Annotated in this window: 26 protein-coding genes; 6 read left to right on the top strand and 20 right to left on the bottom strand. The window is 61.9% G+C overall.

Going from position 1 to position 26504, the window contains the following annotated elements; all coding sequences use genetic code 11:
- Positions 1–192 precede the first annotated feature (192 nt).
- From ACLRGI_RS19910 to ACLRGI_RS19900, 3 genes are all read left to right on the top strand, one after another.
- The gene (locus tag ACLRGI_RS19910) at positions 193–1566 is read left to right on the top strand and encodes a flavin monoamine oxidase family protein (RefSeq protein ID WP_253031028.1); all 1374 of its coding nucleotides are present in this window, start codon (positions 193–195) and stop codon (positions 1564–1566) included.
- 264 nt (positions 1567–1830) lie between these two features.
- Entirely contained in the window at positions 1831–2424 is a 594-nt protein-coding gene (locus tag ACLRGI_RS19905) for a TetR/AcrR family transcriptional regulator C-terminal domain-containing protein (RefSeq protein ID WP_253031010.1), read from the top strand.
- A gap of 109 nt (positions 2425–2533) precedes the next feature.
- Complete coding sequence (locus ACLRGI_RS19900) at positions 2534–2755, top strand: hypothetical protein (RefSeq protein ID WP_253031009.1); 222 nt, start codon at positions 2534–2536, stop codon at positions 2753–2755.
- Between the two features lie 880 nt (positions 2756–3635).
- On the opposite strand, the gene ACLRGI_RS19895 is transcribed toward ACLRGI_RS19900, so the two are convergent.
- The 3 genes from ACLRGI_RS19895 to ACLRGI_RS19885 form a co-directional block, all read right to left on the bottom strand.
- On the bottom strand, positions 3636–4259 hold the full coding sequence (locus ACLRGI_RS19895; RefSeq protein ID WP_253031008.1) for a recombinase family protein: 624 nt from the start codon (positions 4257–4259) through the stop codon (positions 3636–3638).
- A 101-nt stretch (positions 4260–4360) separates the two neighbouring features.
- Positions 4361–4963, bottom strand: a complete 603-nt coding sequence (locus ACLRGI_RS19890) for a hypothetical protein (RefSeq protein WP_349469147.1) — start codon at positions 4961–4963, stop codon at positions 4361–4363.
- Between the two features lie 645 nt (positions 4964–5608).
- Positions 5609–5911, bottom strand: coding sequence for a hypothetical protein (locus ACLRGI_RS19885; RefSeq protein ID WP_253031006.1), 303 nt, complete (start codon positions 5909–5911; stop codon positions 5609–5611).
- Positions 5912–6138: 227 nt separating this feature from the next.
- On the opposite strand from ACLRGI_RS19885, the gene mobC reads away from it, so the two are divergent.
- Genes mobC through ACLRGI_RS19870 form a run of 3 tightly spaced genes read left to right on the top strand, consistent with a single transcriptional unit; the run spans position 6139 to position 9425 of the window.
- Entirely contained in the window at positions 6139–6534 is a 396-nt protein-coding gene (gene mobC, locus ACLRGI_RS19880) for a plasmid mobilization relaxosome protein MobC (protein ID WP_253031005.1), read from the top strand.
- Positions 6531–8162 carry a relaxase/mobilization nuclease domain-containing protein gene (locus tag ACLRGI_RS19875; RefSeq protein WP_349469146.1) on the top strand — a complete coding sequence of 544 codons (1632 nt, stop codon included), beginning with the start codon at positions 6531–6533 and terminating at the stop codon, positions 8160–8162. The genes mobC and ACLRGI_RS19875 overlap by 4 nt, the downstream gene beginning before the upstream one ends.
- A gap of 30 nt (positions 8163–8192) precedes the next feature.
- The gene (locus ACLRGI_RS19870) at positions 8193–9425 is read left to right on the top strand and encodes a hypothetical protein (protein ID WP_253031004.1); all 1233 of its coding nucleotides are present in this window, start codon (positions 8193–8195) and stop codon (positions 9423–9425) included.
- A 141-nt stretch (positions 9426–9566) separates the two neighbouring features.
- Here the strand turns inward: ACLRGI_RS19870 and ACLRGI_RS19865 are convergent, their stop codons facing one another.
- From ACLRGI_RS19865 to ACLRGI_RS19785, 17 genes are all read right to left on the bottom strand, one after another.
- The gene (locus tag ACLRGI_RS19865) at positions 9567–10274 is read right to left on the bottom strand and encodes an RES domain-containing protein (RefSeq protein ID WP_253031003.1); all 708 of its coding nucleotides are present in this window, start codon (positions 10272–10274) and stop codon (positions 9567–9569) included.
- A 3-nt stretch (positions 10275–10277) separates the two neighbouring features.
- Positions 10278–10670 carry a hypothetical protein gene (locus ACLRGI_RS19860; RefSeq protein ID WP_253031002.1) on the bottom strand — a complete coding sequence of 131 codons (393 nt, stop codon included), beginning with the start codon at positions 10668–10670 and terminating at the stop codon, positions 10278–10280.
- 207 nt (positions 10671–10877) lie between these two features.
- Positions 10878–11093, bottom strand: a complete 216-nt coding sequence (locus ACLRGI_RS19855; RefSeq protein ID WP_253031001.1) for a hypothetical protein — start codon at positions 11091–11093, stop codon at positions 10878–10880.
- Between the two features lie 70 nt (positions 11094–11163).
- Positions 11164–11529, bottom strand: a complete 366-nt coding sequence (locus ACLRGI_RS19850; protein WP_419203185.1) for a hypothetical protein — start codon at positions 11527–11529, stop codon at positions 11164–11166.
- Positions 11510–12403, bottom strand: a complete 894-nt coding sequence (locus tag ACLRGI_RS19845) for an isocitrate lyase/PEP mutase family protein (protein ID WP_253030999.1) — start codon at positions 12401–12403, stop codon at positions 11510–11512. The genes ACLRGI_RS19850 and ACLRGI_RS19845 overlap by 20 nt, the downstream gene beginning before the upstream one ends.
- Positions 12404–12448: 45 nt before the next feature.
- On the bottom strand, positions 12449–13096 hold the full coding sequence (locus tag ACLRGI_RS19840; protein ID WP_253030998.1) for an isochorismatase family protein: 648 nt from the start codon (positions 13094–13096) through the stop codon (positions 12449–12451).
- A gap of 113 nt (positions 13097–13209) precedes the next feature.
- Positions 13210–14154 carry a LysR family transcriptional regulator gene (locus ACLRGI_RS19835; protein WP_253030997.1) on the bottom strand — a complete coding sequence of 315 codons (945 nt, stop codon included), beginning with the start codon at positions 14152–14154 and terminating at the stop codon, positions 13210–13212.
- 187 nt (positions 14155–14341) lie between these two features.
- Positions 14342–16381: an oxidoreductase gene (locus ACLRGI_RS19830; protein ID WP_253030996.1), complete on the bottom strand. Its 2040-nt coding sequence runs from the start codon at positions 16379–16381 to the stop codon at positions 14342–14344.
- A 44-nt stretch (positions 16382–16425) separates the two neighbouring features.
- Positions 16426–17169: a maleate cis-trans isomerase family protein gene (locus ACLRGI_RS19825; RefSeq protein WP_349469163.1), complete on the bottom strand. Its 744-nt coding sequence runs from the start codon at positions 17167–17169 to the stop codon at positions 16426–16428.
- On the bottom strand, positions 17169–17906 hold the full coding sequence (gene leuD / locus ACLRGI_RS19820; RefSeq protein ID WP_253030994.1) for a 3-isopropylmalate dehydratase small subunit: 738 nt from the start codon (positions 17904–17906) through the stop codon (positions 17169–17171). Before leuD ends, ACLRGI_RS19825 begins: the two co-directional genes overlap by 1 nt.
- Positions 17903–19285, bottom strand: coding sequence for a 3-isopropylmalate dehydratase large subunit (leuC, locus tag ACLRGI_RS19815; RefSeq protein WP_253030993.1), 1383 nt, complete (start codon positions 19283–19285; stop codon positions 17903–17905). Before leuC ends, leuD begins: the two co-directional genes overlap by 4 nt.
- 428 nt (positions 19286–19713) lie before the next feature.
- Positions 19714–20808 carry a 3-isopropylmalate dehydrogenase gene (leuB, locus tag ACLRGI_RS19810; RefSeq protein WP_253030992.1) on the bottom strand — a complete coding sequence of 365 codons (1095 nt, stop codon included), beginning with the start codon at positions 20806–20808 and terminating at the stop codon, positions 19714–19716.
- A 153-nt stretch (positions 20809–20961) separates the two neighbouring features.
- Positions 20962–21585 (bottom strand): isochorismatase family protein, encoded by a 624-nt coding sequence (locus ACLRGI_RS19805; protein ID WP_349469162.1) that lies wholly within the window; start codon positions 21583–21585, stop codon positions 20962–20964.
- 148 nt (positions 21586–21733) lie between these two features.
- Positions 21734–22768: an ABC transporter permease gene (locus ACLRGI_RS19800; protein WP_419203183.1), complete on the bottom strand. Its 1035-nt coding sequence runs from the start codon at positions 22766–22768 to the stop codon at positions 21734–21736.
- On the bottom strand, positions 22765–23745 hold the full coding sequence (locus ACLRGI_RS19795; RefSeq protein ID WP_253030989.1) for an ABC transporter permease: 981 nt from the start codon (positions 23743–23745) through the stop codon (positions 22765–22767). The genes ACLRGI_RS19800 and ACLRGI_RS19795 overlap by 4 nt, the downstream gene beginning before the upstream one ends.
- On the bottom strand, positions 23742–25268 hold the full coding sequence (locus ACLRGI_RS19790) for a sugar ABC transporter ATP-binding protein (RefSeq protein ID WP_253030988.1): 1527 nt from the start codon (positions 25266–25268) through the stop codon (positions 23742–23744). Before ACLRGI_RS19790 ends, ACLRGI_RS19795 begins: the two co-directional genes overlap by 4 nt.
- Positions 25265–26299 (bottom strand): sugar ABC transporter substrate-binding protein, encoded by a 1035-nt coding sequence (locus ACLRGI_RS19785; protein WP_419203181.1) that lies wholly within the window; start codon positions 26297–26299, stop codon positions 25265–25267. Before ACLRGI_RS19785 ends, ACLRGI_RS19790 begins: the two co-directional genes overlap by 4 nt.
- Positions 26300–26504: the final 205 nt, after the last annotated feature.

Below are 26504 nucleotides of genomic sequence, written 5' to 3'. Positions count from 1 at the left end.
CCGTCCGCGCACCGAACGCAGTTAGACCAACAATCCGGTGGAACTGCCCCCTTGCGCCATTCATATCGGCGGACCAGAGGCCGCGGCGCGAGGCTCTCTGCCCTGCCCCGCCGGACCCCAGCGGACATATTGCCAGGCATCTACAACGGAGTCATTCCGCACAGCGCTGGACCTACAGATTTGAGGTATCACATGGAACACATTGAAAAGGACGTCGTCATTATCGGGGCGGGAGCTGCCGGCCTGACCGCCGCTCACGAATTGAGGAACGCGGGACTGAGTGTCGCCGTTCTCGAAGCCCGAGACCGTGTGGGCGGCAGGATCTGGACCGGTGTCATCGACGGGGCGGTGCTGGAAATAGGCGGGCAATGGGTTTCCCCCGACCAGGACGCCCTGATGGAGACAATCGCCGAACTCGGTCTGGAGACATTTTCACGGTACCAGGCCGGCGAAAGCATCTACCGGAGCGAACAAGGAGATCTCACGCGGTTTGCAGGACCGATGTTTCCCGTGGATCCGGACACGGCTTCGGTCATGGAAGTGCTCATCGAGCGGCTCGACGCCCTCACGGCCGAGATCGACGCAGATGAGCCATGGAACCACCTCCGGGCGCGGGAACTCGACCGGATTTCCTTTGACGGATGGCTGCGCAGCCAAACAGACAACAAAGAAGCGCGGGACAACATTGGTATGTTCATCGCGGGCGCCATGCTGACCAAGCCAGCCCACGCCTTCTCTGCCCTTCAGGCGCTTCTGATGGCAGCCAGCGCTGGGAGCTTCAGCCACCTGGTTGACGCGGATTTTATTCTGGACAAGCGCGTCATCGGCGGATTGCAGCAGGTTCCCCTCCTGCTCGCTGAGCGGCTGGGCTCCGACATCCATCTCGGAAAGCCGGTCCACACGCTGAAATGGAACGACAACGGCGTCACGGCCGTCGCCGAAGGCCTCACCGTTCAAGCCAAACACGCCATCATGGCCGTCCCGCCAAACCTCATAAGCCGGGTGTCGTTCGAACCGCCGCTGCCCCGTCGCCAGCACCAGCTCCACCAGCACCTCTCCCTGGGCCTGGTCATCAAGGTCCACGCCGTGTACGACCGCCCGTTCTGGCGGGAGAACGGACTATCCGGTACCGCCTTCAGCCCCTACCAGCTGGTACACGAGGCATACGACAACACCAACTACGAAGACAGCCGCGGCACCCTCGTGGGGTTCGTCTCCGACGAAAACGCCGACGGCGTCCTCATGCTCTCGGCCGACGAGCGCAAACAGCGCATCCTCGAGTCGCTTGCAGGCTACTACGGCCCGGAGGCCCTGGCCCCAGAGGTCTACTACGAGAGCGACTGGGCAAGCGAAGAATGGACCAGAGGCGCCTACGCGGCAAGCTTCGACCTCGGGGGACTGACCCGTTTCGGTCCCGACCAACGCCAACCAGTTGGTCCCATCCAGTTCGCATCCAGCGATCTCGCAGGACTTGGCTACCAGCACGTCGACGGGGCCATCCGGATGGGACGGCGCGCGGCAACGGCCATCACGCATTCCCGTTTGGAAGAGTCCGTCCCGCAATGATGGAGGGCACCCAAAAATGTCCGTAGTTGCCACGGCAGCCGAGTCAGGCGGCCGAGAGGACCATCAACCAATGTTATCGGCATAGCCGTGGGCCACCACGGCAGTCCGCTTCCGGGCCAGGCTTGCGGCAGATCCACCACCCGCAAACCGGCTCGGGAGCGGCCGTCCCCTAGACATGGTTGGCGCCGCCCCGAAACGGCGTCGGCAGTCGTGTCAAGTCTGCTTGCAGACACGAGAAACGCATCTGTAGAAGGAGGGCACCCAGTGGGACGCCCAGTCACGCCGCTGCTTTCCGTCGAAGGCATCATTGATGCTGCCTCAGAAATCATGGCCCTGCAGGGAGACTTCACCATGCAAAAGGTGGCCCACAATCTACAGGTCCGGCAATCTGCGCTCTACAACCATGTGACTGGACGACGCCACATCATCGAGCTGATGAGAGAACGGATCTTCAAAGACTTTCTTCTGCCTGCACCACTTCCGGCTTGGCGTGCGATTGAACACGGGGCCCGGCAGTACCACGGGGCCTGCGCACGTCATTCAAGGCTCGTGGCTGTGTTGGCGGCGTCTCCGCTCGTTGACCCAGCAGCTGGCCGGATCCGCCAATATTGGGCTGAAAACCTCGCCGCGGCAGGTTTTGATGGGACAAAGATCCAACTCATCATCACTACCTTGGACAGGTTTATCCTCGGATCGGTACTGGCTGAGGAAGGGGCACGACGCATGGACAGGTCGGGCACAGAAAATCTCACCCCCACAATGGCAACAGGACTAACTCAAAATCAGGAGCCGGATTCCTTCGACTTCGGAATTTCGGTGCTCCTCAGCGGCCTGGAACCGGTTCGAAACCATACGTGAGGGTCGTGACGTCCGTGCCCTATGTGGCACCTAAAGCGCTCCGTCCTGGATTCCCACCGGCCGTGATGCAAACCCGGCCACAAGCTGCCATTCAAGACTAGGAAGCCAGATGATCACCCAGCACCCCGGTCCGATTCTGGAAGTCACCGTAGACGACCCGGATAGCTTGCAGAGCGAGCTAACCTCCGCAGTGGACACCGTCCGCGCGTACGCAATCCGCGAGGGCCGCCACGGCATCATGATGACACAACACGGGTATGCGTCCTACAAAGTTTTTGTCAGCCCGGAGGTCCCTTACGGGCTGACAAAGGAGCAACCTCTCTGGCGGTAGCGTGCCATCGCACCACCCGTATACACAGGGAGCTCCGCAGCAGGAGACGCCCGCACGCTGCAGCCGTAGCCAACATCTCTGCCTGGCAGTCACACCGGAGAGCTGCAGCTCCGACCAGGATATTCAAGTTCCTTGGTTTGTGGGACGCCCATCCTTCAAGGGACGATCCGTGGTCCCTGATGACGGGTGCAATATCCCAACGTTGCACAACTATCTCAAACGGCAGCGGCTGTGATCAGGTTGCTTCCGCCGTCAACGACGCTGCACGATGACCCCATGTAAGGGCTCGCGGTTACGCTGCCCTCAACGGATACTCAGGCTCCGGGGAGCGCAGGGGCCGGCAATGTTCTGGCTCGGATCCCCAGCAGAAGGGGCAGTCCAGGATGTCGAGGGAGGAGCCGCAGGATCGACAGACCTCTTCTTTCAATTCCGAGTCTGGTAGTGCAGGCAGCGGACGCTCTGTGGACGGACCATGCCATCTGCTGTTAACTAACGCTATCCGCTTCATCGCAAGCTTCCCGGTGTTTCAGAAGTGTTGAGAGGTTGGCCCGCACCTCCGAGCCTTCCCTTGACATACCTAATTCTTTCCCCAACCCAGGAGGGGCACATCGGCCGTTTGGGACTCCAAAGGAATGGTCTTTTCCTGGCCGAAAGGATGATGCTCCCTCCACTTAATGCATCAGAATCGTGGCATATCGGGGGAACCTTCGATGGCGATAAGTGGCGTTAAGGCGCCAGCTGCGGCCTGTGGACGACTGCGGAACGGGGTGAATCCGAGCTCGCCACCTGCCCCACTACGCCTTGGCGCGGCGCATGCTGAGTACCAACAGCTCGATATGGTGCAGCTGCCCAATGACCGCGGCCGGCCGGGATTGGGAAGTCATGGATTCTTGCCTTTCGTGAGCAGCTTCAACCCATCGGGCCGTAATTCTCCGGATGGTGAGACGTGCCGGTACAGGGTCTGGCGGGTGACGCCGAGTTCGGTGCAGAGGTCGCTGACTTTAGTTCCGGGCTGCCCCATGGATGCCATGGCGAGCCGGAGTTTCGCGGGGGACATTTTGTAGGGACGTCCGCCATTGCGGCCACGTGCCCGTGCCGAGGCTAGTCCGGCGAGAGTGCGTTCGGAGATGAGTTCGCGTTCGAATTCGGCCAGTGCGGCGAAGATCCCGAAGACGAGCTTTCCGGAGGCGGTGGTGGTGTCGATGGCTGCGCCTTGGCCTGTGAGGACTTTGAGCCCGATGCCGCGCTCGGTCAGGTCGTGGACGATGTTGACCAGGTGGCGGAGGTCCCGGCCCAGCCGGTCGAGCTTCCATACGACCAGAGTGTCGCCGTCGCGCAGTGCCTTGAGACACGCTGCCAACTCGGGTCTATCATCCTTCTTTCCTGAGGCCCTGTCTTCGTAGAGGGAATCCGCGTCGATGCCGACGGCCAGGAGTGCATCCCGCTGCAGGTCCGTGGTCTGTGAGCCATCGGCTTTTGAGACCCGCATGTATCCAACCAGCACGGGACTGCTCCTCTGTTATTTATACGTTCGTTTAAGTGACACCCAGATCCGAAATCTGGACGATCCTGAAAACTGTCACTTAACCCGTTACTTATACTAAGTCATGCAAAGGGTTCGCCATTATCTTTATGTGAAAGAAAATCGAGGGGGATCTTGAGCTCGGTGAATGCTTCGCGGATTCCGTTGCCCGACCCTCGATTGCCGAGTCCATATAGCGCGAAGTCGTAGAGTTTTTTGGCGGTCTCCTGGTCTTCTCTTGCAGCTTCTACGGCGGCGTCAAATGCTGCGACTACCCGGTCCCACAGCTCATCCAGAGTCGGTTCCTTTTGATCACCGGCCGTTGCTGTCGGTGCGGCGGGCCGGGTTCCGTCGCCGACATTGGAGGCGGGTTCGGGCAGGAGTAGGTGGGCGGAGGTACCCAAAGCAGTCAGTGAGCCGGCTTCGATCAGTTCCATCGCGACTGCTGCTGCTTCGAGCAGCTGCTGCTGGGCGGTCCAATGGAGGGTTTCGAACGGTTGCCACGAATACAGCCCTGCCCGGAACGGGTGACCGCAGTGTTCCCAGACACGACGCATGTCGTCCAGTTGCCGGCCATATCGTCCCTGGGCTGTGGTGAGTTCGTCCAGGAGGGTACGCAGCAGCCGGAACCAGATGCCGGCAGTGCAGATGACTTCTGACAAACGGATGTCAACAGTCCTGTGCACCGAGGCCATACTTCCGCATGAAGTGGTGCAGGCGACTTCTGAAAACGACAACGCCCGTAACTTCAGATGCTTTGGCTGCTTCGGCAAGCTCGTCCCAAGCGTCCTGCAACTCTGCCATCTGCTGAGGCGTCAGCGGCTCCTGGGGCTCCGGCTCACCTGCTACAACGACAGTGGAGACAGCATCCCTGGCCGCCGGCTTACGTCTCCGGAAAAAGACTTGCAGACCCACAAACGTTCACCTCACAATAGTTGTCGTTTCTGGCGTGCCCTGCGCTTGGCGACGGTGGTAATAGCGGGCAGTACTTCGACGGTTGCCCCCATGAGTCTTCGAAGGTTTTCAGCGTCCCCGGTTCCGAGCCTGTGGGTCCCGCGCGCCGCTTGTCCGATGTGTGGTCCCTGCTGAAAAGAACCCGACCCCGTTCGGGTGCTGCGTCGGCGGCGACAGGCTTGGACCATGGGGAACCATCCCGTTCCCGACCCCGCACCGTACTGAGCCTGTGCCCAGCCACCGCCCACCCCGTGGCGACGTGGGCGCGTTGGTGACGTGGTGGTTGGGCGCAGGCGGTCAGGTGGGTCCAGTCGTCCACAGGTGCACGGGAAAAGCCCGAAGGAAGTAGCTTTTGCCGTGCACGTGTGGGCGAGGGGTTACTGCTCCGAACCGCCTGCCACCGGAACAGCTTCCTGGACGGCTTTCCGGCCGCGCGGCCGCCCGCCGGACTTCTTCGTAGGAGCGTCGAGGCCAAAGCCACGCAGGTCGGATTCGGTCCAGTCGGCGCGGAGGGCTGTCTGGTAGTCCTTGGCATATTTCTGTTCGGCGGCTGAAAGTAGCTGGGCTGCTTCTGCGAGTTCAACACTGCTGGCAGCGGCGGTCTTCACAGCGTTGACTTTGGTGTCCCGGGCGGCGTCAATTTTTGCGGCCGCCTTGGCGGCGATGTCGTTGATGTCCATGCCCCGACTCTACGGGTTTTCCACCGCGTTGACTTTTCGGGTTTTCAGGACTGTGCACAGCGGCTCCAAAAACCCGAAAAGTCAACCTTACGGAGCAAGCTATACACTTACACGGGTGTAAGTGGCTTGTCGCGCTCGACACTGGCGGTCGAGTGCGGCACACTGGTCAGTGTGGTCCCCGGTTCCGGGGTCGCTGCGCTGGGCCTTTCGAAGGATTGGGGGAACGAGTGACTGAAGAGAATGGCGTCCGTTCCCGACTCTCCCGGCGGCGCCGTGAGAACAAACCCGCAGGGACCAAGAAGCGCCGTGACGTGTGGGTCACCGTGGAGGAAGAAGCCGCACTCGTCGCCAGGGCTGAGCGCGAGAAGGTCACTGTTCCGAACCTGCTGATTTCGTCAGCTCTGTCGGAGCACTCCGATTCACCTACGGAACGCCGCGCCATTGCTGCGGAGCTGATGTCCCTGCACAACCTTCTGGCCCGTTCCTCGAACAACATCAACCAGCTCGCACGGCAGGCGAACGCCACGAGCGAGTTACCCGCTGAGGCGCGCGAAGCGTTGAAGCACATACGTTCCGTGGCCATGCGAATCGACGACGCCATTGACGGGCTGATGCAGGGATGATTCCGAACATCACTCGCGGTTCGCGTATGGGCGGGCTCATGGTTTACCTGGCATCGACCGATGCCAACAAGACGAAGAACGCCCACCAGGATCCTCACCTGGTAGCAGGGGATGCTGCAATCATGGCGTGGTACGACGACGGTGTTCTGGACCGGGACGATGCCCTGGCGATCGCCAAGCATTTGGACCGGCCGCGCAAGATGTTCGGTGTCTCGGTTCAGATCAAAGACATGCAGTGGGACGCGGCGAAGAAGGAGCGCGTGCACGTCGGGTACAAGGACGCCAGCGTGTGGCACTGCTCGCTGAGTCTGCGCGCCGAAGAGGGTGCACTGACGGATCAGCAGTGGGGCGATATCGCGAACGACTTCGTGGACTCCATGGGCTTCACCGAGGCCAGCGGCAAGGCCCGGTGCCGGTGGGCCGCGGTGAACCACGGCACGTCCGAGAACGGTAACCATCACATTCACCTGGCTGTCTCGCTGGTTCGCGAGGACGGCACCAAAGCATCGACCCATGGTGACTACAAGCGTGCACAGCAGACCTGCCGCGAGCTTGAGGTCAAGTACGGTCTGGAACAGCTCTCCACGGTGCACGCCACCCGCGGATACGACCGGGCCGAGAAGGCCACCGCCGTCAGGGACGACCGCGAAATGCACCGGTCATCACTGGCACGGAAAGTACGGGCCAGCGCCAGTGCCTCAGCGACCGAAGCTGAGTTCGTACGCCGGGCCCGCGACACCGGCCTGCTGGTTCGGCCGCGCTACGCCAAGAACACCACCGACGTCGTTGTTGGGTACTCCGTAGCTGAACGACCCCCCCAGGGTGAGCGGCCTATCTGGTTCGGCGGCGGGACCCTCGCCTCTGACCTGAAGCTCGGAGCCCTCCGGGAGGAATGGATCGACACCCCGCACCTCGCCACGGAAGCTGCAGCGGAGTGGAACGCAGCGGCACGCAACAAGCGCACGGTCTCAAAGACCGGACCGGAGAATGCAACGCCGCCGGCAGAGGCATGGGTGGAGTACACGCGCAACGCGACCGCCCTGGCGGACCAGTTGCGCACCGTTCCACGTGATGATCACGCAACCTGGGCGAAGGCCGCCCGGGAAGTATCAGGAGCGTTCGCGGCATGGTCGTACCGGCTCGAACCGACCCCCGGGCCGCTGGCGGCCACCGCTGCTGAACTGTCCCGCACCGCCCAGTTGCGCGCACCAAGGCAGCACAGCAAACCTGTCGCTCTCCCGTCGATTGCCGGTACTGCCATGTTGTTCATGGCCGCGTCGAGCAAGAACAAGACGGCCGCGCAGACGGCACTGATGGTGCAGCTGATCAACACGGCCTTTGCAGTTTATGAAATGCACGCCCAGTCCGGTCGGACCCGTGAGGCTCAGCGCATTCGTTCGGTGGTTGAGGAGCAGTTGGCCCCGTTCACCGAGACCATGCCCAAGACGGTTTTGGTGGGTGCCGAGCAGCAGCCGGCCCCCGACGCTGCAGCGCCGCAGAGGGCGATCGATATCGCCCGGCGCGGCATGGTGCCCATCCGTCCGGGATCAGCCGTGCCATCGACGCCGACACCGGCAAAGACCTCCCAGCCCAGCCGACGCGACTCCGGGTCGGGCCTCGACCGATAAAGTCCACCACCAAACTGCAAGGGGAACAGCATGAGTGAATCAGATGGAATGGATGACGTCCTGGACGGCGGTCTGCGGCAGTCGCTGATGATCGCCTCACGCATTGCCGAGACACTGGCACGCCGACGCCAGGAGAGCCAGCGGCAACAGGAACACCAGGACGCCCAGACAGCGCACCAAGCCCAGGCACGCCTCGCTGCTGAACGCAGTGCCGCGCACGCAGCGCTGACACCCGTGGGCAAGGACCAGTGGTGGGACAAGGCGCAGCCGAGCGACATCGCCACGGCACACGCCGTCGCCGAAGGCTGGAAGGACCAGGACCCGGCCGCGCTGGCAGCGTCGGAGAAGATCCGTCAGGAAGTTCTCACCCGCTACGGCATCGACACCCACGACGTCGGCCCGGACGCCGCCTACCTGGAATCAGGGATCCAGGCCATCACCACGGAAAAGGCCCGGCAGGATGAGCTGGCGCGCGGCCAAGAAGAGACACGCAGAGCCGCCGCGGAACACGAGAAAGCCATGCAGCTTCTCGCAGCAGCCCGCGCAGAAGAACTCCGCGCCCAGGCCGCGAAACTGGCCCCCGAGATGAAACGCCACGAGGTGCCCCTGGAGTACCTGGCCAACCCCGAGCTGGCCCAGGCACTGCAACGGGCTCACAACGCCAAGACCCCCAAAGCCGTTGCAGTCGCCGACGCCGACATCAAGGAACGCATGTTCCTCATCGGCAAAGACGGCATCCACGGACCCGACCTTGACCAGCTGCGGAAGGAAACCACCGCGAACATCAACGGGGCCGGCGCCTCGCACTTCGAGGATCCCGAATTTGTGAAAGCCGCCAAGGACATGCACGAAGCCAAACTCCTGGCAGAGGGCGGCTTCCAAGGCTCCGAACGGGCGTCAGTGGAACAGCGGTACGAACGCGCTGAGAAGGAACTCTTTGCCCGCATGGAAGGACTCGGCCGCGAGATCGAGAACCGCGTCACCGGCAACGACAGCAGCCGGCTCAAAGACCAGGGCCTCAAAACGGAGAGCACATCGGCGGCCGACTACGGCTCGGCCGAACACCACGAGAAATTCGCTGAGTCCCTGGCCAACACCGGCGCGAATGAGACCCAGATACGCGGACGCCTCGCAGCCGCACGCAGCGAGGGCACACACCCCAGCGCAGCGGTGACCATGGGAAAGGGAGCCGTCAAGGCCAGAAAATCGCGCACGGGGGCAGCAGTGGGCTCGGAGAGAGGCAAGAACGGCCTTACCCGCTAGTTCTGGCAGATGTTAGAGGAGGGGCTGCTGTCTGGCGGCCCCTCCTCTCTTGTGTCTACTTCGGTTGCCTTGGCTTCTTCGTGGGTTTCTTCGCGGAGGACTTCGCCCGCTTCGGAGTGGTAGACCGTTGAAAAAGACGACTTAGTCGTTCTCCCACTGCAGCCCGAGGAGGCGAAACGAGTTGCTGATTTCCGGCCTGTCGTGCTGCAGTGGTTCTTCGCCGACTACATTATGGATGTTCGGCGTGATCGGTGGATCACCGGGGCGCTCGAAGATGGCCCAGAGCTGGAGATCGTCACCGTGACGCGAGGTAAAAGTGACGCCGTCGAAGTCTGTCATCTCGTAGAGCCAGGCCGCGACGGCCTGGGTGAGGTGCCGGGGCCGGGCGTCCTTCAGGGCCGCGGCGTCAAAGTCAGCCAGACCCAGGCTCAGGGCCAGTCCGATGAAGTGCGGGTACAGGGCTGCGACGCTGCCCGAGGCGGTCACCGCACAGTACCGCCCGGACAGCTCTGCGGACGCGGCAGCGCGCACCTCAAGCCACTCCCTGGGGACCTGCCCCGGGGCGATGGTGGGGTGCAGGACCTTATCCTCGTCGTCCTCAACGATCTCGTCCAGCTCCATGCTCAGCCGCGCATCCTTGCGGAAATGCGCCAGAACCTCCAAAAGGCACGCCAGGAGGGAGGAGCCGGCGTAGATGGTGCGGAAGTTGCCGTGGAGGTCGTCCCACCGGCCCGGGAACCGTCCGTCGGTGGCCCATTCCCAGCCGCTCCATGCCCACGGTTCCGGGCGGAAGCCGACACGCCAGACCTTACCGGCGGCCTCGGCCGCGGTCAGTTGTGCAAAAACCACCGATCAGCCTGCGGCCGCGAACGCGCGTGCCGCGGCCAGCACCTGCGAGCCGGCGTCGTCCAGCTGGCCGTCGCGGAGCAGGCGCGCCGGCGGGACATCGTCCAGCTGCGGGTTCATGCCCTGGAACCAGGCCTGCACCACGGCCCGGGAATCACGCTCCGCCAGCAGGGCGGCCACGTGGTAGGCGGTCCTTAACCGGTGCATCACGTCGGCGGAGGGTTTCCGCTCCCCGTCGGCCCACTGCCGGACGGCCCGGGTTTCCTTCACTGACCCGATGTACGCGACCAGTTTCGCACCCAGCAGGTCCCTCAGATCCCGGACCAGCACGTCGTCGGCCAGCCGGATGGAATCCTGGTGCGCCTTCAGCCCGCCGCGGGCGCCTGTCACTGCAGTCATAGTTCATGATCCCACGAAAAGGCCCATTGAATCAAGGGCTAAAACACACCTCGGAACACACTCTGAAACACCAATAATGGAGAATATGGCAAGCTGCTGCCCGGAAGGGTTTGATGTCAGTTTGCGGGGGGTTACGGAAAGGGTCACCAATAGCCGTAAGACAACCTAGGTTGTTGGCGTCCGACTATCAGCCCTGCCGTGGTTGGGTCACCAGTCCTGATGTTCGAGGGTCAGCCCGAAGGGCACGGCATCACTCAGGTCGACCGTAAAGGAATCACAGTCATGCCTTGTGACCAGAATTCCCAGACGCCCTTCGTGCATGGCCAGTGTCCTGGCGACGCTCACGGCTTCGTCGAGTTGGCGTTCCATGCCGGTGCGGTCGGTCGCCGTGAATGCGATTGGCAAGTCAATAGTGGGTTTCATGGGTCTAACCTTCTCGTGTCTCGATTTCTGGTGCTCTCTCGATTGGGGAGGCTGGCCCCAACGCCAGTGATCAGCTTCGCCCGTGTAGAGCATCCGGGCACGCCGCTCGGTAGCTGAGCGGCCCTAAGAGTTGTTGAGGTTCAACCCATGCCTGATAGCCAAGGGAGGCCTCGTACAGTTTCCTTGGCTGCACGCCGTGCTGCGCGATCCAAAGGGTTGACGAGTCGGGCATGGCGTCTTCCACAATTCCGGTTCGGAGTGTTCGGCCCTTGTAGCGGATTTCGACGCTGGTCCCGATGAGCAGGCTCCAGCTGGTGTAGTTGTGCAGGGTCATGTGCCCGCCATCCGGTACGCGGCGGAAATCAATTCTGCGGCTCTCCTGATGCCGGAAGGTGGGCAGGACTTGGTCGATGCCTTCAACGCCCGCTGCGCGCACTTCTCGATGCGGCCCCATCGATTTCGAGCCAGCTGTTCAGGCCTACCGACTCGAAGATGTCGCGTGGCTTCATCCCGAACGACTTCAGGGGCGCTGCGCTTCCGGCGTCGACTACGGATCGGTAGGCTCGCCGGATTCCATCGATGGCGGGGTAGAGAGAGACACAGGGTTCTATGACTAAGTTGAATCCCATGTCGTGCAGGTCCCGAAACGGCAGTGACGGTGTGGAACTGCCTGTTGCGATGTTGTACATCTTCATGCCGGGAAGGCCTCCGATCCTTTCGACGTCCGACTGGTCTCTCGGCGCGTCGACGAAGGTGATATGGGCTCCGAGGTCGTGGGCCAATTCGACGCGGGCCGCTGACTCCTCTATGCCCTCTACGGCGAGGGAGTCGGTGCGGGCTATGAGGAGCATCCCGAATTCATCGCAGATGTCTAACGCGACCCTGAGTTTGCGCTCGTACTCATCGCGGGAGACGATGGCTTTTTGCTCGAGGTGGCCGCACCGTTTGGGGAATACCTGGTCTTCGATCATTACTGCGGCGGCACCAAGTCTTCCGATGGCTTCCACGGTCCGTGCAGTGTTGAGTTCGTTGCCAAAGCCGTTGTCGCCGTCAACAATGATGGGCACGGCGGAGCGGGCAATGATGTTGCCCGCCGAGGTGAGAAGTTCGGTGAGTGATGTAAGACCGAGGTCGGGAAGCCCGGCTGAGCTGGCGGCAATTCCGGCTCCGGATACGAAAATGGCGGGGGCTCCTTCACCTTCGAGAACGGCCGCTGAGAGGCAGTCATAGCATCCGGGCGCGAAGACGAGGCCGTCATTGAGCTGGTCGGCGAGTGCGTCGCCAGGGCGGACGCGGGTATTCATATGCATGCGGGTCTCCAGTTGTCTTGGCTCAGGTCCGCCGGATCGCTTCGGTCAGTGCCTGGTGAGGTAGTTGGCTGCGACGTCAACACTGATTACGTCTGCGTATTTGAGGTTCATGTCCTGCAGTGATGAGCGGTGTGTTTCGGGATCACGGTCTCCGACTGCCTGGGCGGGGATGAATACGCGTAGCCCGTACTGGAAGAGATCCACGGCGGTGGCCCTGACGCATCCGCTCGTCGAGGTCCCGACGAGGACAACGCTGTCGATTCCTTCCTGGGTGAGCAGGGACACGAGGTTGGTGCCGAAGCAGGCAGAAGCGCCCTTCTTGATCATCAGGGGTTCGTCATCACGGCGGCCCAGTCGTTCGTCGAGTGCGGCGTCTTGGCTGCCGAGGACCAGCGTTGCTATCTTGGGCGCTTTCAAACCCCACAGGCCAACGTCTGACCCGTCTGGCTCGTAGGCGACGGCGGTGAAGATGATGGGTCTGCCGGCCATCCGGGCAACGTTGAGCAGTCGTCGGGTCTCAGCCAACTCGGCTGACAGGTCTGCGCCGAGAGGGCTGGCAGGATCAGTGAATCCGTTTTGGAAGTCCACCACAACTACGGCGTAGTTCCGGCCGGGGCCCAGCTCCCTACCGAAGTGGCCCATGGAGACCGGGTTCTTGGACGCCTCTGACTGGGCAAGCGTGGCTTTTGTCATGTGTTGGCTCACCACCTTATGTTTTGGAACGACAGACCGATCTACGAAAAACGCTATGACCGAAATTCGTCCATGGGAAACATCCGTTTGAGTCTTTTGACCTGCAGAGTTTGTCAATCCCGGGACGGAGGGACGCTCTCGTGATCCAGCCATCCGTTGAGGCGGGACACTTCGCGCGCGATTTCGATGAAAGTGCGCTGTGCAGGGGTCAGCGGGCCCTCGCGGTGGAGCAGTTCAACGGGCACATATAGCTCGGGTTTGAGCGGGCGCCACACAAAACCTTCAGGGAGGGGCTGGTACTGGGTTTCGAACGCCACTTGGAATGCCCTGCCGGACTGCATTTCCTCCAGGGACCTACGGTCATCGAGGAAGCCGCCATGTGTGAAGGTTTCGTAAACACGGACCCGGCCGGCGGTGTCGTGCGCAGGGAATGCCCCCAACACGAGGTCGGCGTATCCGGGTGAATGTCCGCGGGGCCACATCACTATCGTTGTTTCGGCGAGCCGATCGACGTGAATTTCGGTGTCGGCGGCTGCCGGATGCTTGGCGCTGAGAATCACGCCGAGGACTTCTCGTCTGAGCAGAACTGACTCAATGGAGGCCGGAAGGATCGGGCTGCGCACGAGGACGAGGTCGAACTGCCCTCGTGCGAGCCCGGAGATTGCCTGATCCGCTAACGTGACCGCGGCGGTGATGTTGACCTGTGGTGCTTGGACGTGCAATTCGTCGAGAATCTGTGGAAGGCATTCGATGCCGAGTGAGTGCGAGTAGGCGAGGTGTAGGTGCCCGCCGTCCCCCAGTCCGGCATTTCGTGCGACGGCTTTGGCTTCCTCGATGGCTTCGAGAATCCTGGTGGCCCGGGAATAGAAGACTTCGCCCGCGGTGGTAAGTTCGACTTTCCGTGTCGTCCGGTCAAAGAGGCGGGTTCCGACCTCGTCCTCCAGCTGCCGGATCTGGCTGCTGAGGGCTTGCTGGGCGAGAAAGAGGCGGCTGGCTGCCCGGGTGAAATTCAGGTCCTCCGCGACCGCAACGAACGCGCGAAGGTGTCGGATCTCCATAGGCCGCCTCCTTAAGCGTGCGGTCAGCGGATGCATTGGCCGGATAGAGGATGTGCAACGCGGTCGAGGTCGCTGTTATGGATCATCCCGCAGTCTGAAGCGCGGGGCAAAGTTACCTCCAATAACTCAGCATGGGCGCGGGTCGTCTGCGCCCATGCTGACTCTCGAGCTGCGCCTGCGGAATCGCTCAGATGGAGCGTGCCGCTTCTTCGGCTTCATAGATGATGGCCTGCATCTTGCGGGGCGCGAGGCCGTCTCCAATGCGCCTTACCGGGTAGGGCGCGTCGGCGAGCGAACTGAACAGAGCAGTGCTGGACTTCCGGTAGATGGACAGGATGACCGCGGAGACGTTTTCGATGACATGTTCCTGCCGGGTCCACATATCAGATGTCAACAGATTGGTGCCGTCGAAGGATTGCACGACCCGCTGGGCGATCATTTCCACTCCATTGCTGGCCAGGGCAGGCAGACGCCAGGTGAATTCGCCGCGTTTGAGCACGTCGTGACCCACCATGAGCTGCGGAGTGATGATCGTAACCTTGGCTCCGGCGGCGGCAAGTACCTCGGCCAGGGCCAAGGGCATGGTGGTACTGGACTCGTCGACAATCACTACCCGGTCACCGAGCGATTTCGGCCCGTCCGCCTGTACTTTGCGGACGGCGACGTCGATGGCTGAGACCGAGGGGCCTTCCGCTCCGGGAAGCTGTTCCAGTCCGGGGGTCCACAGGCTCATGCCCGAGTCTGCGAAGCTGGCGCCCTCGGCGATGAAGACTTCATCGGGTGCGAAGCCGTTGATGAAGGCCAGGTCGGCGTTCGTGTTGAGCTTGACGTCGACGCCGGCGTTGTTCACTGCCCGGACGAGGTCGTCGGTGGCGATGTTGAAGCCCTCCTGATTGGGCAAGGAGCCCAGCAGGTTCAGGTGACCACCGAGTTTGTTATCCCGCTCCACCAGTGTGACCAGGTGGCCTCGCTGGGCGGCCACGGAGGCGACCTTCATTCCGGCGGGTCCGCCGCCGACGACGAGGACGCGCTTGGCGTCCGCGGGGGCGACGCGGTCAAGTGTGCCCCAGCGTCCTTCCCGGCCGGTGACCGGGTTCATCATGCACATGACTTCCGCGCCGTCCCAAAGTCTGCCGACGCACTCGTTCACGCCTGTGCATTTGATGATCTCGTGCTCGCGTCCCTCGCGGGTCTTCTTTATCAGTTCCGGGTCGGCAAGCTGGCCGCGGCCGATTGCGACGATGTCCGCTGCTCCGGATTTGAGGACCTCTTCGGCAAGGTGCAGGTCGCGGAAACGCCCGACGGTAAACACCGCTGCGCGTTCACCGATGAGCTCCTTTGCGCGCCGGGCAAACGGCACAAGGTGGCCGTCCTCTTGTTCCTGGGGCGCGACCGTCTGGTCGAGGGTGTAGTAGTTGCCTGCGCTGATGCTGAAGTAGTCAAACAGTCCTGTGCCGACGAGCAGTTTGACGTATTCGTCGGCCTCGTCGGGGGTGATTCCGGCCGGTCCGATGAACTCGTCATAGGAGAGTCGGATTCCCATCGCGAGGTCGTTACCTACCCGGCGGCGGATTTCCTGGCCGATCTGGACGATCAGGCGGCACCGGTTTTCGATGGATCCGCCGTATTGGTCGGTGCGGTTGTTGTACACGCGGCTGAGGAACTGGCACAGGAGGTAGCCGTGGGCGGCGTGGATTTCCACGCCGTCAAGACCTGCTTCGCGCACGTTCTCCGCTGACTTGGCGTATCCGTCGATGATGACGTCAATCTCTGCCTGGCCCATGACCAGGGGCGATTCGCTGTGCGCGACCGAGGGCAGTTCCGACACGCCCCACAGAGGCTTCCATTCATCGACGAGCATGGTGCCCTTGTCGTGCACGCCTGTGCCGTAGAGCTGGACGACTCCGCGCACGTCGTGGGCGTGGAGGATTTCCGCCATTTTCCGGAAGCCGGGGATGGCTCGTTCTTCCCAGGCCGTGCACCCGTTGTGGAAGGAACCTTTGGCCGTCGGGTAGGCGGCGTGTTGTTCGGTCACGATCATCGCCGTGCCGCCTTCGGCCAGGTGCTTGTAGTGATTCAGGTGCCGGTCGCTCAGGATGTTGTCCGGCGCCCAGTTGAGGATGCGGGCCGGCACGATGACCCTGTGCTTAAGGCGCATCGGCCCGATTTGGATCGGCTGCCAGACAGCCGAGAGCGAGGACCTGTTTTCTTCCAGGATGTCGGTCATGTCAATAACCTCGTTGTTCTGATAATTCGGTGTGGACGGGAGGATTAGTGGTCGCTAAGCAGTGAGCCGAATCCGCTGTACTGGTCATTGATGCCCAGTTGACGGAGTGTGTGCCATACGCAGGCGGTGTTGATGGCGATGACGGGTTTGCCGAGGAAGCGTTCGGCGGCCGCGGCGAGCCGGACCATCGACAGATTCGTTCCGGCCTGGACGATTACGTCCGGGTTACTTTCGTTCAGTTCCAGCAGCACCTTGGCCAGTGTGTCTTCGGTGACCTCGGCAATGGCAGTTGCGGACTGAATACCGAGTCCGTGATCGGCCGTTACTTCGTAGCCGTGGTCGTTGAAATAGCGGATCACGTGTTCGTTGACTATGGGCGGATACGGGCTGACGAAGGCCAGTTTCTTGGCGCCGTACGCCTCAAGAGCCGCGCGGACGGCGCTGGCGCCTGTGCTGATGGGAAGCCCTGCCGTTGTCGAGATCTGCTTTTCGAACGCCTCATTGCCTTCCGCTCCGCCCCAGAACGTCTCCCCTGACATGCCCATGGTGATGAAGGAGGGCTTGCACGTCAGGACGTTGCGGATGGCGACGTCGTTGGCTTGGCCCAGGGCGTCGATGAAGTCCTGCACGCCCTGGTCGGTGGAGAGGTCCGGTTCTTCGACATAGCAGCGGCTGTAGTGAAAGGTCACGCCCTCGGGCCGCATTATTGAATAGTCGTGTTCGACGACTGTGTTCGTTGAGGGAATAAGTACCCCCACGATTGCCCTGCTGCTCACAACGTTGACCATTACTGCTCCTCTGAGTTTCGTTTCTTGGTGGCGGTTGGCGCCGCATGATTAGTGCCGCTTCGCTCCGGCCGTCCGGCTGGCAGGGGCGTGCCGGGCAGACCCTGCAGAGGCACCCTTGTTTTCATCCCTGGGTTCTCGGGGCCTCGCTCTAGAGCTGAAGTTGTGGGCTCCCAAGGCGGCCGATCTCGCTCGTATGCTTCGATCGAGTCGAGCAGGGTCTCTGTCAGGGCTATTTCGTCCAGGCCTTCAATCAGCATCCTCTGGATAATCGGTGCCAGGGTGAAGGAAGCCGATATGCCGGCGGCCCACAGGCGGCATCCCCACAGGTCGATGGTCACTGGTGCGAGCGGATCTGACTCGGTGAGCTGGCGGAGGTCCCGGCACTCTTCTTCCCGCACCGCGATGGGGGCGATCCCGTTCTTGACGCAATTGCTGGCGAAGATGTCGCCGAATTCGACGGCGACCACCGCTTCGAAGCCCCATTGCGCCAAGCCCCACACCGCATGCTCTCGCGAGGATCCGATTCCGAAATTCCGGCCGGCGACCAGGACGCGGGCACCGGCCCGGACCGGATCGTCCAAAGGGATTTGGCCGGACTGGCGCCAGTGATGAAAGACGGCTTTGCCGAATCCTTCCATGTCGGTTCCCTTGAGGAATTCCTGTGGCATCATCGTGTCCGTGTCCACGCCGTCACGGTCCAGCGGGACCATCCGTCCGGCGATCGTGGTGCGCATCATGCTGCACGCTCAACATCGGCAATGCGCCCTGAAAGAGCCGTCGCAGCCGCGATCCGCGGTGAGACGAGGTGGGTCCGGCCGCCGGGGCCCTGGCGGCCTTCGAAGTTCCGATTACTCGTGGCGGCACACCGTTGACCCGGACCAAGAATGTCATCGTTCATGCCCAGACACATCGAGCATCCGGGTTCACGCCACTCGAATCCCGCCTCCATGAATACACGGTCCAGCCCTTCGGCCTCGGCAGCGAGCTTTACGGCCCGCGACCCCGGCACCACCAGTCCCCGCACTCCTTGGGCGATGTGCCGCCCTTCCAGCACATTGGCGGCGGCACGCAGGTCACCGAGGCGTCCATTAGCGCAGGAGCCAATGAAGACAACATCAATGCCAATGTCGGAGATCTTTTCTCCGCCCGCGAGGCCCATGTACAGCAGGGCCCTGCGGGCGGCTTCGGGATTGTTGGTCTCCTCGGGATGCGGGACGCGTCCGTTGACCCCGACGCTCATCGCAGGCGTGGTACCCCACGTCACGGTAGGCAGGCAGCGACTGACATCGAAATCGACTTCGGTGTCGAAAACAGCATCGATATCGCTGGCCGTCCGCATCCACTCCATGACTGCCTGGTCCCACAGGTCCCCTTTAGGTGCGTGGCGGCGGCCCTTCAGGTAGGCCAGGGTCCTCTCATCCGGGGAAATGAGAGCTGCCCGGGCGCCCATCTCCGCGCTCAGGTTGCAGAGCGTCAGTCTTTCCTCGACGGTCAACTGAGCTACAGCCTCACCCTGGAACTCGATGACATGGCCGCGGGCGTCGCCCGCGTTGAAGTGCGCCACGAGTGCAAGCGCCAGGTCCTTCCCCGTCACGCCATCCGGCAGTGCCCCGGTAAGGTTTACCCGCATCGACTTCAGCTCCGGCATCACCAGGCATTGAGTCGCGAGAACATGCTCAACATCGCTGGTTCCGATACCGAATCCCAATGCCCCCAGGGCGCCGTGCGTGGGCGTGTGGCTGTCCCCGCAGGCAATCACCATTCCGGGTTGGGTCAGGCCCAGTTCCGGTGCGATGACGTGAACGATGCCCTGGCCAGCTGATCCCATGCCATACAGCGGAATTCCGAAGTCCTTGCAGTTCCCTTGGAGGGCCTGCAGCTGGTTCGTAAGGGCAGTTCCCGGACCTCCGAGTCCTCTCGTGCTGACGCCGTGGTCCGCGGTGGCCAAGGTGAGGTCTGTTCGGCGAACGGAGCGGCCCTTGCTGCGCAGGCCGGCGAAAGCCTGCGGGCTCAGATCATGAACGAGATGAAGGTCAACGTACAACCGGTCAGGAACTTCCCCGCTGCCGGCCACGCGGTGCTTGTCGAGAATCTTCTCGAACATCGTCCCGGTCATGACCTGAGCGCCCGGACTGGAGACTCGCCCTGCACATCGGCCTCATGCCTCCGTTGCCGGGCTTGCAACTGACCAAAGTCATCACCGTCCAGGGCGGCGCGGCATTTGCAGGGCCTTGTCGCCATAGCGCTTCTCATCTTAGGTACTCTCCTGGCCTTCATGCCGCCTCGTTGCGGCTGATTCATCACCCGCCACAATGTGACGGGGTTCTCATAACTTCGACACTATTCACAGCCCGGAGCGAAGAGAAACACTCATTGGAGGCAATTCACAACGGGCAGTTGTGAACACCGCCACTTCTCCAGGGCGACCGGAGAAGGCTGCCCAACGAATCGCTGGCCCTGCCCCAAGACCCCTATTACCAAGCTGGAGCGTGTGAGGGGCGAACCGACGCGGAGTACGAGCTGTCTGGCGTGCGGGACGCCCCGCTAGGGCAGGCTGCCTTTGCGGTCGAGGGCCTGACAGACTGCCTTGGCAAATTCGCTGGTCGATACCGGCTCGGTATCCCGGATCGCTAGGTCTGCCGTTCTCACGCCAGAGCTCATGACTTCGATGCAGGCGTTTTCAATGGCCGCGGCTGCTTCCGCAAGACCAAGTGAATGACGCAGGAGCATAGCCGCGGACAAAATGGTCGCCGTTGGATTGGCGATGCCGAGACCCGCAATGCCCGGTGCAGACCCGTGAACCGGTTCGTACAGGCCCCACCTGTCGTGGCGCAGGCTGCCGGATGGCATCAGTCCCAGGGAACCTACGATCCCGGCGATTTCGTCGCTGAGAATGTCACCGAAGAGGTTTTCCGTGACAATGACGTCAAAGGTTGATGGGCGCAGGATGAGCTGCATGGCGCAGTTGTCGACGTACAAGTGCTCTACTTCCACGTCCGGAAACTCCTGGAGAGTCTCGATGGCAACCTCCCGCCACAGACGGGATGACTCCAGCACGTTCGCTTTGTCCACCGAGGTCAGCCGGCCTCCCCGTGACCGGGCCAGTTGTGCTGCTACGCGCACGATGTCTCTGATCTGCGTGGCCGTGTATTCCATGGTGTCGAATGCTGTGAGCTCACCATCGATTTCTTCGCGTCCCTTTCGGGGAGAGAAGTAGGCACCCCCGACTGCCTCCCTGACCAGCATGATGTCGACAGGTTCGCTGCCAACGCGGAGCTGGTCCGGCAGATATGAGATGCCGGGGCGCAGGTTAGCGAAGAGATTGAAGTCCCGGCGGAGTCGGAGCAGCCCGCCTGGGCCCGGATTCTGGTCATCAGGGAGTTGGTCCCATTTTGGTCCACCCACGGCTCCGACAAGGACGGCTTCGCTGTCCTTGCATATCCGGATTGTGTCCTCCGGGAGCGGAGTCCCTTTCTCTTCGATGGCGCAGCCGCCCAGCAGACCCGTTTCGAATTCGAGGCCGAGGTCCTGCTGTTCCGATACGAGTTTCAGCACATCGACAGCTGCCTCTACAATTTCGGGTCCGATGCCGTCCCCCGGCAGCACTCCGATCCGTCGTGATTTGGAATTTGCATTCATAGTTGCCTTCTTTTTCTGCTTCAGCGGGATATTCATTCATCTGGCGCCCTTACCGCCTGGGTTTACGATCGGACGGCGGATCTACGACTCAGAACACGGTGTTGGCTCTATATGGAGACCGTGGAGCGGCGTTCGATCCGGTGCTGCCTCGCCTCAGACGTTTGGGGACCTGACAATGGGATCTGTGGTTTGGACTGTTTCGGCGTTCTTCAGCAATGCCAGGGCTTCGGGGAGATCCACTACTTCGCCATACCGGCTTTGAATATCTAGCAGCGACTGCCGGTGGGCGTCGCCTGAGCGGTCGGCTACCGCGTCCCGGGGGACATAGACCTTGTAGCCGTGCTGGATGGCGTCAACGGCGGTTGCCCGGACGCAGCCGGATGTTGATGCGCCGACAATCATCACGGTCTCAATGTGCGAGGCCGTCAGCAGTGACGCCAAGGGGGTGTTGAAGAATCCGGAAGCAACGAGTTTGGTCAGGACCGGTTCGCCCGGTTCCGGAGCTACCCGGTCATCAATTTCGACATCTGGGCTGCCGGCTTTCAGAACGGCGGCGGAAGGGTTTTTTTCGATAAACCGCCTAGCCGCCAGGGCGCCGGATTCGTCGTAGGCCACTGTCGTATAAACCACCAGTGCTCCCGCTTCGCGGGCGGCGGAGAGAAGCGTGGCCGTTGCGTCCAGGGCGGAGTCGGCCGGACAGTACAGCTCGGAGTCCGGATTCGTGAAAGCCGTGGAGAAGTCGATCACCAGAAGGGCGATCCCTGTTGCCATGGTCATCTGTTGTGCTTCCTGCCATCTCTCATAATTGTGCGCCTTCTGAAGCTGTGCGAACCCCGGCTGGGGCCACCACGCAGGGGACACCTCGAAACAGATCTCCGATTAGGGGCGCGCAGCGCCGGGACGAGGCCCCGCTGATATAGGCAGCTCATGGCGAGATCCCGTTCCCTCCAAGTCGTCCGGGATTCCTGTTTGTCATGTGACTCATTGAGCGTTTCCACGCCATCCAAACCGTTTGGCGGCGCAGACCTGAAAACGCGGCCGCTGCGGCTAGCAGCACGCCAGTGATGATCGAACTGACCCAGCTCGGGCTGGCAAGCATCCCGAACATCGCCTGCAGCAAACTGAGCGACAAGGCGCCCAGCGCGATACCCCAAGCGGTGCCGCGTCCGCCGGCAAGGCCCACTCCCCCGATCAGCGCGGCCGTACCCGCGAAGACGAGCGGCGCGAAGCCCGGGTTGACCAGGGCCGAGGAAAGGGTGAAGGCGTTTAGGGCGCCGGCAAGACCGGCCAGGACCCCGGAGATTACAAAGACTCCCGTCGTGACACGTTCAACGTGGACGCCTGCGATGTGGCTTGCTCGGGCGTCTCCTCCAACGGCGCGGATGTCGCGGCCGAGACGCGTGCGTGCCATCACGGTTGCTATCAGTACGAAACAGCCCAGGACGACGAGCGTGTGCATTGACAGCACCGCGGCCAAGGGCCGGTCAAGGATGATTCCTACTCCGACGTCGTCGTAGGAAACGGTTCGGTCGTCCCCTAGCGTCCGGCTCAGCCCGAGCAGTACGAGGAACCCCCCGAGGGTCACAGCCATCGAGTTGATCCTGAATCGGGAGACGATGCTCCCCTGGATGAGTCCGGCGACCGCTCCCACGAGGACTGCAGCGGCAACCCCCGTCATGGGCGCACCCTGTCCGAGTTTGACGGCCACCATGCCCCCAAGGGAATACATGCCCAGCGTTGAGAGGTCGAACTGGCCAGCGATCATCGTGATTCCCAAGGCAAGCGCAATGAGACCGTAGGTGCCGAAAATCTGTAAGGCGGTGTACACCGAGAAAGTACTAAAGGTGCTGCCCGCAGCAACGGGAACGACTGCAAACATGACAGTCATTAGTAAGAACGTCATCGAGGCCGAAGACCGAGGCAGGGGTGTTCGTTTCAGCTTGGCGATCAAAGCACTCATCGAACCCGTCTCCTCATCTGGAAAATTAGCAACACAATTAGCACCAGCACACCGGTTACCAGCATCTGGGCGCCTCCGCCGAACCCGCGAAGCAGGAGCATGTTTGAGATCAGAGCGATGAAGAGGGCACCATATACGGTGTGCTGGACCTTTCCCCGGCCCCCGCCAGCCGCGGCACCGCCGACGAGAACGGCGGCGATAGCGTCGTACGTGTACCGGTCCCCGCCGCTGAGCAAAGTGGCATTCCCGTCCGTTGCCCCGAGCAGGACACCTCCCAAAGCAGCGCAACCTCCTGCAATTACGAAACCTGCCACCACCGTGCCGGTGACGGGAATTCCTGCGGCACGCGCGGCCCGGGAATTCTCCCCAACCAACCGAATCAGCTGACCCGTCCGGCTCCAGGACAGCCACGCGGCAACAGCGAGAACCAGCGCCACCAGTACATAGACGGACAGCGGCAGCCCCGCATAAACAGCGCTCAACCACTGGTAGGAAGCACCCGCTGGCGGGTAGACAGTCGACTGATTTGTCAGCCAGGACGCCACACCAATCTGGAGCGAGCCGAGGCCGACCGTGACAACGATGGGGTTGGCCGCGAGTCCGCCGATGAGCAAACCCTGAACAGCACAAACCAATGCACCCATGACTATCGTCAGAACCAGCGCCGGCAGCACTCCGATGCTCATCCAACTAAGAAAAGCCATGGACGAGATGGTCAGTGTGCTACCCAGGGTGAGGCAAAAGAGGCTCCCGCTCAGGGTGACACACGTCATCCCCACGGCCACGATCCCGAGAATGCCCACTCCCGACACGGTTGCCTTGAGCCCTTCGAGCGTGAGAAACCCATCCGTGGTTAAAGCCCCATAGACCAGAACGGCAAGTGTCGCCACGGCCAGGAGAGTCTCTGCGCGGCCGATACTCCGTCGATTTTTCCGGCCCGACTCGGTGGGCACGGTCAGCACCATCTCCCCGGTCATGGGTTCACCACTTCTCTCTCAACATGAGTCATGTCCGACAGGAGCTCCTCCGTTGTGACTTCGGCCCGCGGTCTCGCCGAGACGATGCGCCCGGCGCTGAGGGTCACCACTTCATCGGCGAGATCAAGGATTTCGTCCAACTCGGTTGAGGCGAATACGACGGCGTTCCCTGCCGTGGCAGCGTCGCGTATCAGCCGGTGGATTTCGCTTCGGCCCGCAACATCGACTCCCCTGGTGGGTTCGTCCAGGAGCAGGACTCCCTTGTCCCCGCGCATAAGACAGCGACCGAGAAACGCCTTTTGTTGGTTTCCTCCGCTGAACGTCCCCACAGGTGATGCCATTTTCGATTCCAGCCCTACGATTCGCGCTAGCCCTGAGGCAATGGAGCGAAGCGCCCGTGACCTGACGAATCCGGCCCGGGACAGCGAATCTAGTCGGGTCGCGACAAGGTTCGTCTGCGTCGACTGCTCAAGGAACAGCCCCTCTGATTTCCGGTCGTTCGACACGTAGGATAAACCGGCACGCAACGATGCCGAAGGCGACCCAAGGCGTACGCGCTTGTCCTCGGCAAAGACAAGTCCCGATGCCTCGGGGACGAGGCCGGCCAGTGCCCGCAACACGTCGCCTGCGCCCGAACCAATCTGACCTGCAAGGGCCACGATGCGGCCCCGGTCCACCGCCAGGTCAATTCCGTGGAGACGAGGTGTCTGCAGCCCGCGGACCTGCAGCCTCGGAGAAACCTCAGCAGCCAGGACCGGTCGCACCGTGTCATCACCCTTGACCTCACCGACCATGAGTTCGATCAATGACCGCTTAACGAGCTTCCCGACTTCCGAGGTGGTGACTTTGTTGCCGTCCCGGAAAACGCTCACCTTGTCGCAGATTTCGAGAACCTCGCCTAGCCGGTGCGAAACATACAGAACACTCGTTCCCTCCGACGCCGCAGTCTTCACGGCCTTGAAAACCAGGTCGATCTCTACGTCACTGAGAGTTGCCGTGGGTTCGTCCAGTATCAGCAGACGTCCGCCCCTGCCCAGTGCCCGGGCGATCTCGACGAGTTGCCGCTCCCCCAGGGAAAGGCGCTCGACCAGGGTCAACGGGTTGAGGCCCTCCAGCCCGACCCTGGCCAAAAGTCCCTTGACGAAAAGTTCAGATGTGGCGTGTCGGACGAAGAACGGAGCATTCGGGAGACCGAGCAGCAGGTTTTCGCGGACCGACAATGCGGGGATGAGGCTGATCTCCTGATCGACAACGGAGACTCCCGCCCGTTGGGCATCGCCAGGGTGATGGAAGTCCACCGTCCTTCCGTCGATCGCCATGGTTCCGGCGTCCTGCCTAACGATTCCGGACAGGACCTTGACCAAGGTGCTCTTTCCCGCCCCATTATGGCCGCAGAGAGCGTGTATTTCCCCGGCTTCAACAGTGAGATCAATTCCTTTCAGAGCGTGAAGTGCGCCGTAGCTCTTCGTCACGCCGGCCATCTGCAGCCTCGGAGGTTCAGACCGCTGATCCCTATCGGTCACGGGCAAATCTTTCCGTCGAGAGCTGCCTGTACGTTGGCAGCGGTGATGCGGCTTTCGGGCGCGAACAGTTTCTTCGGAAGGTCCTCACCGGCCAGATACTTCAGGGTCATCTCGACCGTGTACTTTGCCTCCTCCTCGGGGCTCTCAGAAGCAGTTCCAAACAGTTCCCCGGCCTTGATGGATTCAAGACCGCTCATGTAGCAGTTACTACCAGAGACAACGAGGCCTTTATCTCCGCCCACCGTCGTGCCGGCCTGCTTGGCACCCTGGATGATCCCCAATGCCTGATTGTCTGCCATGCCATACGCGGCCTGGATGCCGCCCTTGCTCGCATACTTAGCCAAAAGCTGCTGAGCGAGTCGCTGCGACGTGGCCTGGTCCCAGTTGCCGTCCTCTACAGCGACCAAATCCAAACCTTCTACGGTCGCGAGTTCCTTCTTGAAAGCTTCCAGCCTCACTGAGACCTGTTCCGTGCCTGCCGTCCCCGTGATCGCAATGACGTTGCCTTTCGAAACTCCCTGCTTTTTCAAGCCCTCGATGATGTTCTGGGCGGCGAATTTGCCCAGACTCACCTGGTCCGACTCGACTGAAAGCGCAAAAAGATCGTCGGCCGGCTTCGGCGGCGAAGTCATGTTGATGACCGGGATCCCGGCGGTCTGCGCGCGCGTAAGTCCAGGAGTCAGCGCCCGGTAGTCCAGGCCGAGCAACATGATCAGATCCGGTTTGGCTGCAACGGCGCGGTCTAGGTTTTGGACCTGGACCTGCGGGTCGAAGGGATCCTGGAGATACGTGACCTTGGCGCCCTTTGCCTCCATGCCTTCGATGACGACGGCGTTGTAGATCTTCGTCCAGGGGTTAACATCGCCGGCACCCACCAGGTAAACATTCATCCCGGACACGTCTTTGGTAGCCATCGCCGCGGGCTTTTCGGCCGCCGCCGCTCCGCAGGAGACGGTCCCAAACACCAGAGCCCCGGCTGCCAGGGCCGCCCCGATCTTCGAAGTAGAACTGTGAATCTTGATCATGGTCATTCAGCTTTCACTCGTAAGTCTCATGACTGCACGCCGGGCCCCACGCCTTCGTGATGTCCGGATACCCCGGCGCACTGGCGGGGCTCCACTGGTCAGATCGACTCTAGGAGCGGTCAAGGGGTCAAATGAAACACCTATTTGAGCCGGTCAACAACCACAGATTGTGAATCGGTGAATCCAAATAGTGTTGCCCACATCACATTTC

The organism is Paenarthrobacter sp. PPS72 (assembly GCF_048537125.1).
Classification (GTDB): domain Bacteria; phylum Actinomycetota; class Actinomycetes; order Actinomycetales; family Micrococcaceae; genus Arthrobacter; species Arthrobacter nitroguajacolicus_E.
Note: the sequence above shows the minus strand (reverse complement) of the source record. Positions and strands in the feature narration are given on the sequence as shown.